Source organism: Prauserella rugosa, from assembly GCF_000719975.1.
GTDB classification, from domain to species: Bacteria; Actinomycetota; Actinomycetes; order Mycobacteriales; family Pseudonocardiaceae; genus Prauserella; species Prauserella rugosa.
This window is the reverse complement of the sequence record NZ_JOIJ01000011.1, coordinates 44,231-57,839: the sequence shown is the minus strand read 5'-3', so window position 1 is coordinate 57,839 and position 13,609 is coordinate 44,231. Positions and strand designations below refer to the sequence as shown.

12 protein-coding genes are annotated in these 13,609 nt (G+C 69.4%); 7 read left to right on the top strand and 5 right to left on the bottom strand.

All coding sequences use genetic code 11. The features are described 5' to 3' along the window. The first annotated feature begins 15 nt into the window (after positions 1-15). Together IF64_RS0116350 and IF64_RS0116345 are read left to right on the top strand one after the other, a co-directional pair. Complete coding sequence (locus IF64_RS0116350; protein WP_030532992.1) at positions 16-1,518, top strand: FAD-dependent oxidoreductase; 1,503 nt, start codon at positions 16-18, stop codon at positions 1,516-1,518. A gap of 129 nt (positions 1,519-1,647) precedes the next feature. Beyond that, positions 1,648-2,583, top strand: coding sequence for a mechanosensitive ion channel family protein (locus IF64_RS0116345; protein ID WP_036876886.1), 936 nt, complete (start codon positions 1,648-1,650; stop codon positions 2,581-2,583). A 235-nt stretch (positions 2,584-2,818) separates the two neighbouring features. Here the strand turns inward: IF64_RS0116345 and IF64_RS0116340 are convergent, their stop codons facing one another. The 3 genes from IF64_RS0116340 to IF64_RS0116330 all read right to left on the bottom strand — a co-directional run bounded on the left by IF64_RS0116340 (position 2,819) and on the right by IF64_RS0116330 (position 6,217). Beyond that, positions 2,819-4,006: a hypothetical protein gene (locus IF64_RS0116340; protein ID WP_030532990.1), complete on the bottom strand. Its 1,188-nt coding sequence runs from the start codon at positions 4,004-4,006 to the stop codon at positions 2,819-2,821. A gap of 6 nt (positions 4,007-4,012) precedes the next feature. Then, positions 4,013-4,900 carry a nitrilase family protein gene (locus IF64_RS0116335; RefSeq protein WP_030532989.1) on the bottom strand — a complete coding sequence of 296 codons (888 nt, stop codon included), beginning with the start codon at positions 4,898-4,900 and terminating at the stop codon, positions 4,013-4,015. A 72-nt stretch (positions 4,901-4,972) separates the two neighbouring features. Continuing rightward, entirely contained in the window at positions 4,973-6,217 is a 1,245-nt protein-coding gene (locus tag IF64_RS0116330; protein WP_051757915.1) for an amidase, read from the bottom strand. Between the two features lie 152 nt (positions 6,218-6,369). Between IF64_RS0116330 and IF64_RS0116325 the strand changes: the two genes are divergently transcribed. Then, positions 6,370-7,383: a LacI family DNA-binding transcriptional regulator gene (locus tag IF64_RS0116325; protein WP_030532987.1), complete on the top strand. Its 1,014-nt coding sequence runs from the start codon at positions 6,370-6,372 to the stop codon at positions 7,381-7,383. A gap of 24 nt (positions 7,384-7,407) precedes the next feature. Here the strand turns inward: IF64_RS0116325 and IF64_RS26665 are convergent, their stop codons facing one another. Beyond that, on the bottom strand, positions 7,408-8,631 hold the full coding sequence (locus IF64_RS26665) for a helix-turn-helix domain-containing protein (protein ID WP_084705906.1): 1,224 nt from the start codon (positions 8,629-8,631) through the stop codon (positions 7,408-7,410). Between the two features lie 39 nt (positions 8,632-8,670). After that, positions 8,671-9,159: an NUDIX domain-containing protein gene (locus IF64_RS0116315; RefSeq protein WP_030532985.1), complete on the bottom strand. Its 489-nt coding sequence runs from the start codon at positions 9,157-9,159 to the stop codon at positions 8,671-8,673. 749 nt (positions 9,160-9,908) lie between these two features. Here IF64_RS0116315 and IF64_RS27535 point away from each other — a divergent pair. The 4 genes from IF64_RS27535 to IF64_RS0116290 all read left to right on the top strand — a co-directional run bounded on the left by IF64_RS27535 (position 9,909) and on the right by IF64_RS0116290 (position 13,542). Continuing rightward, positions 9,909-10,169 (top strand): hypothetical protein, encoded by a 261-nt coding sequence (locus IF64_RS27535; RefSeq protein ID WP_030532983.1) that lies wholly within the window; start codon positions 9,909-9,911, stop codon positions 10,167-10,169. A gap of 214 nt (positions 10,170-10,383) precedes the next feature. Further along, on the top strand, positions 10,384-10,671 hold the full coding sequence (locus IF64_RS27530) for a DddA-like double-stranded DNA deaminase toxin (protein ID WP_169741953.1): 288 nt from the start codon (positions 10,384-10,386) through the stop codon (positions 10,669-10,671). Beyond that, positions 10,668-11,075 (top strand): Imm1 family immunity protein, encoded by a 408-nt coding sequence (locus tag IF64_RS0116295; RefSeq protein ID WP_030532981.1) that lies wholly within the window; start codon positions 10,668-10,670, stop codon positions 11,073-11,075. Before IF64_RS27530 ends, IF64_RS0116295 begins: the two co-directional genes overlap by 4 nt. Before the next feature lie 382 nt (positions 11,076-11,457). Beyond that, a complete protein-coding gene (locus IF64_RS0116290) occupies positions 11,458-13,542 on the top strand; it encodes an N-6 DNA methylase (protein ID WP_030532980.1) in 2,085 nt (694 codons plus the stop codon). Positions 13,543-13,609 lie beyond the last annotated feature (67 nt).

The window sequence follows — 13,609 nt, the reverse complement described above, 5'->3', positions numbered from 1 at the left end:
GCCCGGCCGACGACGATGGTCTACGCGATCACGCAGACGTGCTGCAACGACGCCTCGTGCGTCGCGGTGTGCCCGGTCAACTGCATTCACCCCACGCCGGACGAGCCCGAGTTCGGCACCACCGACATGCTCTACATCGACCCGCGCAGCTGCATCGACTGCGGTGCGTGTGCCGATGCGTGCCCGGTGGACGCGATCTTCCCGGTGGACCGGCTGAGCGAGTCGCTCAAGCCGTACGCCGAGGTGAACGCGCGGTTCTACGAGGAGCGGCCCGTGTCCGGCGATGTGCTGGGCTCGTCGCCGAACTTCCACAACTGGGGCCCGCCGACGTTCGACCGGACCATCTCGAGCGACTTCCCCGCGCTGGACGTCGCCGTCGTGGGCAGCGGGCCGGCCGGGATGTACGCGGTGGAGGACCTGTTGCTGCACACGAGTGCGCGGGTCACGTTGATCGACAGGTTGGACGTCGCGGGCGGGCTGATCCGCTTCGGCGTGGCGCCCGACCACCCGTCGACCAAGCGGATCGACGAGACGTTCGCGCGCTACCGCGAGCACCCGCGGCTCACGCTGCGGCTGGGCGTCGAGGTCGGCAGGGACGTCACGGTGGAGGAGCTGGCGGCGCGGCACGACGCGGTGATCTACGCGGTGGGTGCCTCGTCGGCGCGTTCGCTGGGCATCGCGGGGGAGCGGCTGCCGGGCAGTCTGGCCGCCACGGACGTCGTGGCCTGGTACAACGGCCACCCGGACGCGACGCTGACGCCGGAGCTGTCGGCGCAGCGTGCGGTGCTGGTCGGCACCGGCAACGTCGCGCTGGACGTGGCGCGCATCCTGTCGAGCGAGCCGTCCGGGCTGGAGAGCACGTCGATCTCGCGGGAGGCGCTGACGCGGCTGCGGTCCAGTTCGGTGCGGGAGGTCGTGCTGCTGGCTCGCCGGGGACCCGAGCACGCGGCCTACACCGAGCCCGAGTTGCTGGCGTTGACGCGTCATCCGGATTTCGACGTGGTGGTCGACGCCCACGACGAACGGGTCGGCAAGGCGATCGACGCGGCCGAGCCGGGCGACAAGGCGCATCTGCTGCGTGGTGTGCGGCAGGAGCGGATCGACTGGTCGGCACCGCCGCAGGGCACGCGCAGGCGCATCGTGTTGCGTTTCCACTCCTCGCCGTTGGAGATCCTCGGCGAGCAGCGGGTGTCCGGGTTGCGCACGAGCGGCGTGGAGTCCGATGTGGACATCGCGGCCGGCATGGTCGTGCGCGCCGTGGGGTACCGGGGTGCTCCCGTGCGTGGCCTGCCGTTCGACGAGGACACCGGCACGATCCCGAACGTGGCGGGCCGGGTGCAGGGCCGCGCGGGCACGTACGTCGTGGGCTGGATCAAGCGAGGCCCGTCGGGCGGAATCGGTGCGAACAAGACGTGCGCGCAGGAAACGGTCGCCGCGCTGCTGGACGACGTCCGCGGTGGTGCGGTCCGCGTCCGTGGAGGTGGCCGCAAGCGAGCAGGCCTGCTCCGCCGGTCCTGAACCCTGGTCAGGGGTGATGTCGCCGACCGGTGACGCACCCGCGTGCACGGTGTGGGTCGGCGCGTTCTTACCCTGCCAGGCGACGCCCAGTAGTGCCGGCCGCCGGCGGAAGAGGGGAGAGGTGTGCCCATGCCTCGTGTCCAGGCGAATGCGTTCGTCGACTGGTTCAACGAGAACTCGACGGAGTTCGTGTCCGGTCTGATCAACATCGTGATCATCGTGGTGATCGCGTTGGTGTTGCGTGCGGTCGTCGGGCGGGTGATCGACCAGCTGACGAAGCGGATGGTCAACTCGCGCGAGAAGATCGACAAGGCGAAGGCCAAGGCCGCGGCACGGATCATCAAGCAGAGCGAGGAGAGCCGCGGCGAGCGGCAGCGGCAGCGGGCGAACACGATCGCGTCGGTGCTCAAGAGCGTGGCGTCGTTCGTGATCTTCGGGATCGCGTTCGTGACGATCCTCGGCCAGGTCGGCATCAACATCGGCCCGATCATCGCGAGCGCGGGTGTGATCGGTCTGGCGATCGGTTTCGGTGCGCAGAGCCTGGTGCAGGACTTCCTGTCGGGCATCTTCATGATGGTCGAGGACCAGTACGGCGTGGGTGACGTCGTCGACGTGGGCGACGCGGTCGGCACCGTCGAGGCCGTGACGTTGCGCGTGACCAAGATCCGCGACCTCAACGGCGGCCTGTGGCACGTGCGCAACGGCGAGATCATGCGCGTCTGCAACATGAACCAGGACTGGGCGAACGCCGTCGTCGAACTGCCCCTCGACTACTCCGTCGACCTGGAGGACGCGAAGCCGGTCATCCAGCGCAGCATCGACGAGTTCGCCGACAACCCCGAGTTCGCGCCGAAGATCATCGAGCGGCCGAGCATCAACGGTGTGGTCGGCATCGGCAACGGTGCCGTCACGGTGCGGGTCATCGTCACCACGCAGCCGGGCGACCAGTGGGCCATGGGCCGCGAACTCCGCGCCCACCTCAAGCGCGGCCTCGACGAGGCAGGCGTGAAGGTCGCCTACCCGGTCCTGCCCGCCGCGGGCCCAGGAGCAGCCCAGTCCGGCTGACCCGTGTTGCGCCCCCAGGGGCCCGTGTTGCGGATTCCGGGCCGCGTGTTGCGCCCAGCGGGACGCGTGTCGCGTCCCCAGGGAGCGAGCGTGCGGCCCCGAGGACCCTGCGATCCGCAGAAGGTGCATTCCGTACGTCGAGCCGCTCGCCGGTACGAATCCGGCGAGCGGCTCGACACACGTGTGGGACGGCCGGCGGCGGTATCGCGGGCCCGCCGGTGTCAGTCGTGTGAGCTCAGCCGAAGCCCGGCAGCAGTCCGAGCACCGGGACGGCCACGAGCGTGCCCACCGCCATGGACACGACGTTGCCGATGAACGGGTGGAAGTCCGACGGCAGCCGCTCGGAGATCCACGCCGCGACGGGTGGGCCGATGAGGGCTCCGACGACGGCACCCGCGACGACGGTGTGCACGCCCGCTCCGTAGGTGAGCACCGTCGCGGGCGCCACCGACACGACGGGCACGAACGTCGGGTACCAGCCGCGGGCGATCCACCGGGAGCGATAGAGCAGCACTCCGAGGGTGGAGGTCGCCACCTGGGCGGTGAGCATGGCGGGCAGGACGCCGTCGCCGTACACCGGGTTGGCCGGGTTGAGCAGGAAGGCCAGCACCGTCCCGAGCAGCAGGCCGATCGAGGCGATCTCGTTGCCGTAGAAGGGCGCCTCGGTGAAGTCGGCCAGTACGCGCCGCACCATCCACACCGGACCGTGCCGTTCGGGTGCCGGTTGCGGACCGTCGGCAGGCGGGTCTGCGGGTGCGGGCCGCCGCAGCCATGGAAGCCTGCGGCACAGCAGGAACGCCAGCAGCGCGCCACCCCACATGCCGGTGACGTTGCCGATCACGGTCGGCAGGTCGAGCGGCAGGCAGAAGTAGTTGACGACGACGAGCGCCACGGGCGTGTTCAACACGGCGCCGAGTACCGCGCCGGTGACGGCGACCCGCCAGCCCGCGCCGTACACCAGCACCACGGCGGCCGGTACCGCGACGAACGCCACGAACGTGGGCTGCCACCCGCCCGATGCGGGCACGGTCCAGCCCCACAACAGGTTCGACAGCACCAGTCCGAGTGCCGCGGCCGCGAACATCGACGGGAACAGTCCGGTGCCCGCGGCGAGGGGGAAGCCGAGTCGCCGACCGCGTCGCCACGCCAGGTGCGCGATCCACGCACCGGCGATCATCCCGATTCCGCCGAGCGCGCTCTTGAAGAACACGGCCTCGGTGGTGTCGCCGAGGACCCAACGGAGGAAGCCGATCACGTCGGCGAACGCGTGGCCCTGGACCTCGGTGTAGTCCGGCAGCAGACGGCCGACTCGAGGTGCGGCGGCGTCCAGTCCGGCGGCGAACGCGGCGGTGACGGCGACGATCGCCGCTCCGGTCACCCAGTGCGTGACCCGCGACCGTGCGGGTGCGCTAGTGGTGGTCACGGCAGGTCACCGTGGCCACGCGGAGCCGCCGCGGTAGCCGAGCAGCTCGTCGTAGAGGTCGGTGCGGCGGTCGCGCGGCAGGTCGTTGTGCTGGTTCCACACGAGCGCGGACCGGGAGGCGACGGCGTCCAGGTCGGCGTAGACGATCGTCTCCTCCTCGGCGCCTGCGATGTCGCCGACTGGCCAGCCGTTGGTGCCCGTGATCAGTGAGCAGCCGAGGTACTTGCCACCGCGTTCCTCGCCGATTCGGTTGCTGGCGACGATGGGCACGTTGTTGACGTGCGAGGCGGCCATCGTCAGGTAGGCCGCCATGCACTTGCCCGACTCGTCGAACAGCGGCGGCGGGGTCCACACCCACGCGTTGGTGCTGCAGATGACGTCTGCGCCCTGCACGGCGAGCAACCGCGGGACCTCGGGGAACCAGATGTCCCAGCACACCAGCAGGCCGATCCGGCCGATGCGGGTCTCGAACACCGGGAACCCCGTGTCGCCGGGGGTGAACAGGAGTTTCTCGCGGTCCCACAGGTGTGCCTTGCGGTACTTGCCGATGTAGCCCTCGGGTCCGATGAGGACGGCGGTGTCGTAGAGGCGGACGCCGTCGACCTCGGTGATCCCGGCGACGATGTAGACACCCCGCTTGCGGGCGAGGGCGGTCCAGGCCTGAGTGGACGGTCCGGTCTCGATCTCCTCGGCGTGCGCGTAGGCCTCCTCGCGGGTGCGGAAGGCGTAGCCGGTGTTGGCGAGCTCGGGAAGAACGATCAGGTTGGCGCCGCGGTCGGCGGCCTGTGCGATCAACTCGAGTGTGCGTGCGAGGTTGGCGTCCTTGTTGTCCACTCCGACCTGCGGGTCGAACTGGACCGCGGCCGCGGTGATCGGGCTGGTGGATTCGGACATGGGGACCTCCTTTGGTCACGGGGAAGGGAGAAGCCGGTGGGATACGGCCGTCCGGCAGGCGAGTCCGCTGGGCTAGGGGCCGCCGAGTTCGTTGGTGGCGGTGAGCCGTTCGGCGAGAGTGAACAGCAGGTCGTCGGAGCCGGGTTTGCCGACGAGCTGGAGTCCGACGGGCAGGCCGTCGACGGTCCCCGCGGGCACGCTCAGTGCGGGGAATCCGGAGACCGACCACGGCGAGGTGTACGACAGCAGCGCGTCGCGAACGTCGACGGTGGCACCTCCGATGTGGACGGTGCGGACGTCGATCTCCGGGGCGACGATCGGCACGGTGGGCAGGGCGAGGACGTCCCAGTCGTCGAACAGTGTGCGTACGGAGGCGGTGGTGGTGCGACGGGATTCGAGGGCGCGCTCGTAGTCGGCCTCGGTGACCCGTTGTGCGGCGCGCAGACGCGTGAGCACCTCGTCGCCGTACAGCTCGGGTTCGGCATCGAGTCGTCGCGAGTGGACGGTGGAGATCTCCCGGCCCTGCAGGATCGGGTAGAGGCGACGCAGTTCGGCCATCTCGGGGATGTCGATCTCGCCGGCGACGTCGGAACGGCTGCGCAGGGTGCGGAACGCGTCGTGGGCGGTCTGCCGTACCGCGTCGTCGACGGGGGCTCCGGAGTCCGGATGGACCCAGGCGATGCGGTACGTGTCGGGTGCGGCCGCCGGGCTCGTGCCGGCCAGAACGTGCCACAGCAGGCGGCATTCCCGCACCGTGCGAGCCATGGGGCCGACCGTGTCGAGCGTGGGTGCGACGCTGAACACGCCGTCGGCAGGCAGGCTGCCGAGTGTGGGGCGCAGTCCGACGATGCCGCAGCATGCGGCGGGGATGCGCACCGAGCCGCCGGTGTCCGTGCCGAGGGCGTAGCGCGTGATGCCGGCGGCGACGGCGACGGCCGAGCCCGCGCTGGAACCGCCCGACATTCTGCTCGGATGGTGTGGGTTTCTCGCCGGTCCGTTGGCCGATCGGTCGCCGGTGGGGCCGTAGGCGTACTCGTGCGTGGTCGTCTTGCCGATGACGATGCCGCCCGCGTCGCGGACCGCGCGGACCGCGGCGGCGTCGTGGTCGGGGACGTGGTCGGCGAAGTGGCGGGACCCCATCGTGGTCCGCAGGCCTGCGGTGTCGATGACGTCCTTGACCGCGACCGGAGCGCCTGCCAGGGGGCCTTCGGGAGGGGCGGCCGCGCGGGCTCCGTCGGTGTCGATCGTGACGAACGCGTTGAGCTCGGCGTTCCGGCGCGTAGCCGCGGCCAGCGCGCGCTCCAGATCCTCGGTCACCGCTCACTCCTACCCATACGAACCCAAACGATTGGCCCTAACGTTTGGGTAGAGTGAACGCGGTGCCGGGGCGTGGTGTCAAGGGTGTTGCCGCCGGTTCGCGGGTGCGCGGGCCATACTCGGATGCAGTCGAGAAGGAGGTGGGCGCACGCATGGCCGCACGGGGTCGCGCGACGCTGCGGAGTGTCGCGGAGCGGGCGGGCGTGGACGTGTCCACGGTGTCGCGGGTGTTGAACGGGTCGCCGGAGGAGGCCCAGCGTGCGGCGTCGACGGCGAGGGCCGAGCACATCCGGCGGGTGGCGGCGGAGTTGAACTATCGGCCGAATCCGCATGCGACGAGCCTGCGGACGCAGCGGAGCAATCTGGTCGGTGTGCTCGTGCCGCAGCTGTCCGATCTGGTGTTGGCGACGATCTACGAGGGCATCGAGGCGGCCGCCGCGGAGCACGGGCTCGCGACGTTCGTGATGAACAGCCACGACGACCCGGACCAGCAGCGTGCGCGCACGGATCTGGCGTTGTCGCGGCACGTCGACGGGTTGATCTTCGGGGACGCCCGCGCGGACGGTGACGTGTTGGCGACCGTCGCCGATCGGGAGGTGCCGTTCGTGTTGGTGAGCAGGCGGGTGGGCGACTATCCGTCGGTGACGTGCGACGACTACGCGGGTGGGCGGCTCGTCGCGGAGCATTTCCTGGAATCGGGGCATAATCGGGTCGGTGTGATCGCGGGGGAGTCGTTCGCGAGCACGGGTTCGGACCGCACGGCGGGTTTCGTCGACCACTGCCGGAAGCGCGGCCTCGAACTGCCGGAGTCACACGTGGTGCACTCGCCGTTCGACGTGGACGGTGGGCGGCAGGCGGCGGATCGGCTGCTGAACCTCGACCCCCGGCCGACGGCGATCTTCGCGGTCAACGACTTCGCGGCGATCGGCGCGATGGGTGCGGTGCGGGATCACGGCCTGACGCCGGGCGTCGACGTCGCCGTGGCGGGCTTCAACGACACCCCGTTGGCGAGGGAACTGCCGATCCCCCTGACGAGCGTCCGCTCCCCGATGCACGAAATGGGTGTCGGCGCCCTCGAACTGCTCGTGACATTGCTGAACGGCCAACCAGGCGAATCCCGCGCCCTGGCCCCAAAACTGCAGATCCGGGAGTCATCGAAGGGTTAGTCGGCTCGGACGACTACCCGGCAGTTACGGTGTGAGCTCGTCGCCGACGCCGTAATGGACAGCGAGATCTGCGAACACGGGTCCCCGGCGTCGTGTAGTGCGCTCGGTCAGCTCGCGCATGGTGGCGTGGCCGAGTGGTTGCCTGCGGGCCCAGTCGGATGCCATCTCGCGCGCGTTTGCGAGATGGGCGAGCGCTTGACTGTCGTTCCGCAATCTGGCGTGGGTTGATGCCATCCGTAGGTGATATCCAGCTTCCCAGAATGCAGGCACGACGCCGTGTGGTCGGGGCACAGTGGCTGCCAGATGTAGTGCGAACTCGGGGTCGTCGGCGCGAGCTGTGTGGTCGATGAGCTGGAACGCAGCAACTCGCGGGCCGAACACGGCTGCTTCGGTTGCAGTATCACGGCGTGAGCGTGCGGCTGCTGCTTGAGCCTCGGCGAGGAGGTCGTCGGCTCGACGCACGTGACCTCTGTTGAGTGCTGCGGTCGCAGCGTTGAAGAGCAGGTTCCCGAAGATCCCTGCGCGGGCTGGGTCGCGGTCAAGCATCATGGGCTGGATCTGTTCAGCAGCCCGAGTAGCGACGTTCTCTGCCTGAGCGAAACGTTCCTGACGCACGAGCACCCAGGTCAGGTAACGGAGCGAAATTGCCGTCTCGATGCGTGAGTTGTCGGACGCGTGGGCAGCGTGGAGGGCACGTTCGGCAGCGGACCATGCCAGATCAGTGAGACCGAGCCGGCCGCATACGCCGGCGCCCAATCGATACGCCGTGGAAAGTACGCGGTGGGCGGCTGCTTGTTCGTCATCGCTAGTCGCGTGTATGAGGCGACGGGCGTCGACGAATACGGCTGGGAGCGCGGTGATCAGCTCAGCGTGTTGGCCGTTGACGTACGCGCGCCAGGCAAGGTGCGCACTATGGTGCAGGTCGTCGAGTGTGGGCAGCTCGTCCGGTTCGACAAAGTCTGCGAGCCCAGGTATCTCGCTGCTGGTTGTGATTGCGCGGCGGAGGTCGTGTATATCGAGATCGGACGAGGCTGTGGGTCTGCGGGCGCTGACCAATGCGTCAACTGTGACGGATAGGGCGGCAGCAAGTTTGCGGAGTGTCGCGGGTCTACTGATGGTCCGGCGGCCTTGTTCGATCCGCGCAACGGTGTCGACGCCGACGCCTGCGGCGTGTGCGAGTTGCTCCTGCGAGAGGTCGCGTGTTTTCCGAATTCGTGCGAGGTTCTCGGTGAGGTATTCGTTCGCCACTCCAGCCCCCTCTGCGCTGCGGCGCGTCCACTTGCGAGATTAGCCGTTGATGCTCTTGCCGTCTTCGCACAACGTCAGTTCTCCGGTTTGGCTGGCGTGGAGGGCGGCGTCGATTCGTGCGGCCAGGGACGGTGTCACTTTGCCGATCGTTTGCTGCATCGTGTGCAGCCCGACGGACGTGATCTCCGGGTCGGTGAGGGTGAGAGCCGCGACGTCTGCATCGGTGATCAGACCCCCGTCCCACACGAAGGCCAGCCCTTCGGGCATGCGTCCGTCATCGGAGATGTTGTCGATCACCAGCAGTTGCCCGAGCCGCCGGTCCAGGCCGATTTCTTCGCGCACTTCGCGCCGGGCTGTGGTCCACGGTGCCTCGCCCGCATCGACTACGCCGCCCGGTATATCCCAGTGCTGCTTGTAACTCGGCTCGACCAGCAGGACCCGGCCGGAGCTGTCATGAAACAGCACGCCAGCGGCCATGCGGCGGCGAGGCAGTGAGCGCACGTACTCGTCGAACGGCAGCAGATCCACGTTTCGGAGGCTACCCGGTGCAGAAGTGGTGCTTACTTCTAGGCGCGGGAGGCATAGACCGGGTGGGAGGCACGGTGAACTGAGGGATTGGGGCGCTGTTTATGCAGGTCCAACACCTGCATCGTCGAGCTATGCCTCATCCACTTGCTTTGCCACAGCGGCGGCCCGCCTGGGCTCAGCGGGGCCGCGGGTCTGTGTCACCACCCGCAGCGCAGCCAAGGATCTACACCACGTGGTTCCGGTGCGCGGCCGATTGCCGCGATCACGCGGTGGAGGACGAAGCGTTCGCGATAGGGCGTGCCAACGGTGGGAGGTGCGTGGCGGTCTGTGGGCACGTGGTCGAGATGTCGGCGGCGATCGTGCCGAACGGACCCGTGTGCCGTGCGTGTGCGGCGGTGTTGGCGCCTGTTGTTCCGGCACCGCGTCGTGCGCACGGTGTGCGGCGCGGTGTCGTGCGCCGACTGGTGGGCCGCCGAGACGGGGAGGCCAGCGCGTGAGCGATGGGATGTTGTTGGCCAGGCCGCTGCCGGGAGTGGTGGGCCTGCGGCAGCGGGTGAGCCATGTGTTCCGGCTGCCGGACACGACGGTGCCGCCAGAGCGGGTCACGGCCTTGTGCGGTGCGTCGTTCGCGCCGGCGCAGTTGCAGCGGGTGGACAACCCGACGGGAATGCCCTGCGAGCTGTGCCTGGCGCGCACGCCGCGACAGACCGGCCCGCTAGTCGCTGATCAGCGTCGGGCGAGGGGAAGCGATGGCCTCGCATGAGGAAACGTTGGCGGCGTTGCACATGGCGTCGGGGCGGTGTCACGAGATCCAGGGCGGCATCCTCGCGCAGGCGCACGAGGTGGACAGCATCATGCAGCAGCTGGTGGCGGCGCTCGGCAACACCGAGGTGGGCAGCATGCTGCACGGGCAGGCATCCCAAGCCACGGACGCGCTGGGCACCGCGGTGGCAGCGATGGCGCAGCTCAAGGAGGGCGTCGACACCACGCTGCAGCGATTTCAAGGCTGAACGTGCCCGCCCACCGGCAGCGCCGCAGGCACGGCAGGAGCCGCGCGAGGTCCGTAACGAGCACGGCGACCGGTATCCGGCCGATGCCGCCCCGACGCCGGATCGTCTGCCGCCGCGTCCGCGTCGAGGCGAACGTGCGCCGCGGGTGGTTGCGTATCCCGAGATCGGAGGTCGGAAGCTCGGTCACATCACGCCGAACCGCGACGACCCGTGGGTGGCGGAGGCGAAAACCGAGATGCTCAAGCGCGGCATCCCAAGTGCCGCGGCACGCCGTCTGGCGAACCATGTGGAGATCAAGACAGCGACGATGATGATCAGACGCGGGGAGCGCGAGGGCAGGCTCGTCCTGAACCACGCGCCGTGTGGCTCCGAGCCGGGCGCGACGGGCGGATGCCACGACTATCTGCCGGATATGCTCCCCGCGGGGTTCACGCTGACGGTGCTCGGCACCGACATCCACGGCAACGCATTCCGACACACCTACAGGGGGACCGCATCGTGACCGACCTGCTGGACTTGATCGGTTTCCATGTCGACGACGTCCCCGACGTCGCCGAGTTCCTGGCTGGTGTTCGTGACTTTGCGGGCCAGGGAGTCAACGTGCCGCATTTCTGGGTCGTCGCCGCCGGTCCGAAGGACATCCGACACAGTGACCACGTCGAGTTGGAGTTCGGTGTCAGCACCACGCCGGGCGTCGGAGCGCTGGCGTTCGGGCACGGCGACGGCCATTACGTTCCCGCGCACGGCACGAACAATGAGGACGTCGAGTACTGGCAGGCCGGTCTCCATCCGTCGTATCTCCCGCCCAGGGCCGAGGTTCCTCTGGAGGACGTGCTTGCGGGGGTAGGCGAGTTCATCCGAACGGGACGACGGCCGACCGGGATCCAGTGGGCCGAAGCCGACTGAACCCGTCGGCACCATCGCCACGGTGACCCATCGCCGACCAGGCAGCGGCAGTCCTGACCGTCGCCGGCCCTCGGTGCCGTCGCCCGTAGCCACCGGCCTTGGACCCTCATGGCAGCTCTCACCGCGCATATCGCCCCGATGCCGAGATCGGTAACGCTCGAGTATCACCTCGGTGCCTCCGGTAACGACCACCTGTCTTCCTGACGACGGTCCCGACGACAAGGGAGACAGGTGCCGACGTATGGCACCTGAGGTAACAACGACACATCGGCGAGCGGCTGAAAACTCTGTCAAAACGGAATCGGCGTGTGAACTTGTGTCACACACGTGCGCGGTCTACGGTGTGTTTATCCAGCCGGGACGTTGACGATAGGACGCCGTGATGACCGATTCGATCACGCAGATCACCGCAGCCGAGATCTCTCGGCTGGCCGGGGTCACGCGCGCGACGGTGAGCAACTGGCGACGTCGTCACTCGGACTTCCCGGCGGCCGTCGGGGGCACGGACACGAGCCCGACCTACGACCTCGACACGGTTCGCGCGTGGCTCGCGGAGCGTGGGCAGCTGCCGGAGTCGACCCCTGAGGCGGAACTGCGACTCGCGCTACAAGGAGCGAACGACAGTCGGGTAATGGCACGGCAGTTGCTGCCACTGGTGCCGCCGCTGGCGCAGCTTCCCCCGGACAGGCTCGGGAAACTGGCGGACCTGCCGGAGGCCGGGTTCGCCGCGGAACTGGCCACGGCAGTGGGCGAGCACCACGCATCCGACTCGGCGGCGCGTGCGCTGGTTCGGTGCTGCGCAGCACGCGGCCACGAGGCAGAGGGCTCAGGAGAAGGCGCCGCTGACACGGCGTTGCAGATCCTCGCGGAACTCCTGACGGACACGACTGCCACAGGGACGTATTCGACCCCGCAGGGCCTGGCCGCCCTCATGGTCGCCTTGCCCGGCCGCCTCGACCGGACGCTGGACCCGGCCTGCGGTGGCGGCGGCTTCCTCTCCGCCGCGGCGCGAGCCGGTGCCGCGGAGGTGCTCGGTCAGGAGATCGTGAACGATCAGGCGGCGTTGGCGCGGGTGCGCGCCGAGCTTGCCGCGCCGGACGCTCGGGTGTGTCACGGCAACAGCCTCGTTGCGGACGCCTTTCCCGACGAGCGGGTCGACGCGGTGGTGTGCAATCCGCCGTTCGGCCTGCGCGACTGGGGACACGACGACCTCGCCTACGACCCGCGCTGGGTGTACGGACTCCCGCCGCGTTCGGAGTCCGAACTGGCCTGGGTGCAGCACTGCCTCGCGCACCTGAGCGAGCACGGCACGGCCGTGGTCCTCATGCCACCCGGCGCGGCGGAACGCTCCGGCGGCCGCCGCATCCGCGCCGAACTCGTCCGCACGGGTGCGTTGCGGGCGGTCATCGCGCTGCCGCAGGGTGCCGCGCCGCCGCTGCACGTCAGTCTGCAGCTGTGGGTACTGACGCCCCCGTCGAACAGCGAGCCGAAGCCGGTGCTGTTCGTTGATGCGGCGGACCAGCCGGGACGCTCGGAGCAGCCAGGGCGCAGCCGAGACATCGACTGGGACGCCGTGTCGGAGCGGGTACTGCCGGTGTGGCGGGCGTTCCGCGAAGACCCCGAGAACGTCGAGCCGGAACCGGGACGGAGCGGCACGCGCTCGGTAGTGGATCTGCTCGACGACACGGTCGACCTCACCCCTCAACGGCACGTGTGGGCCGAGGACGTCGTCGAACCGGAGCGGCACGATGCTGTGGCCCACGAGTTGCGTGAGCGGTTGCGGCGGGCGGGCGACGCTCTGACCGAGCTCGGCGATGGCCGGTTGTGGCAGCAGGCCGGTCCGGAACCGGCCGAGTGGCGGACCGCCACCGTCGCCGACCTGCTGCGCGGCGGCGCGCTCATGCTGTACCGCGTCGCACCTGCGCGGAAGACGGCAGCCGACGTCGGCGAACGCGCGGTGCTGACGCGCCAGGACGTCCGCACCGGGGAACCGCCGTCCGGTTCTCCGGAGGACACGCCGGTCGACACGCTGCTGCCGGTCGAGCCGGGAGACGTGGTGCTGCCGGAGACGTTGCACCACACCGGGCCGGTCACGGCGCGCGTTGCCGGCGAGTACGACGCGGGAAGCGTGCTCGGTCCGCACCTGTTCCTGCTGCGCCCGGACCCGGACCGGTTCGATTCCGAGTTCCTGGCGGGGTTTCTGGCGGCCGAGCACAACGTCCACGGCGCGGTCACAGGCACGTCGGTGCGGCGCCTCGACGTCAAACGCTTGCGGGTGCCGCTGATGCCCCTGGACCGGCAACGCCACTACGGGCACACGTTCCGCCGGGTGCGTGCCCTGAGTTCGGCGGCGGACCTCGCCGCGGCGATCGCGCGCGAGCTGGCCGACCAGTGGGCGCGCGGCCTGACCAGTGGGGCGCTGCTACCCCCGGACGACGAGCCACTGGCACCGGCGGCCGAGCCCTGACGCCTGCCGCTGCCGGTCCGGCACAGAAGCGAGATCATTGCTCATCACCAAGGAAAATCGAGGGGAA

What these genes read in the sequence shown, in the direction of transcription:
- IF64_RS0116350 (WP_030532992.1), top strand. Translation starts at nt 16, where the DNA reads ATGGTCTACGCGATCACGCAGACGTGCTGCAACGACGCCTCGTGCGTC.
- IF64_RS0116345 (WP_036876886.1), top strand. Translation starts at nt 1,648, where the DNA reads ATGCCTCGTGTCCAGGCGAATGCGTTCGTCGACTGGTTCAACGAGAAC.
- IF64_RS0116335 (WP_030532989.1), bottom strand. Translation starts at nt 4,900, where the DNA reads ATGTCCGAATCCACCAGCCCGATCACCGCGGCCGCGGTCCAGTTCGAC.
- IF64_RS0116325 (WP_030532987.1), top strand. Translation starts at nt 6,370, where the DNA reads ATGGCCGCACGGGGTCGCGCGACGCTGCGGAGTGTCGCGGAGCGGGCG.
- IF64_RS27535 (WP_030532983.1), top strand. Translation starts at nt 9,909, where the DNA reads ATGGCCTCGCATGAGGAAACGTTGGCGGCGTTGCACATGGCGTCGGGG.
- IF64_RS0116290 (WP_030532980.1), top strand. Translation starts at nt 11,458, where the DNA reads ATGACCGATTCGATCACGCAGATCACCGCAGCCGAGATCTCTCGGCTG.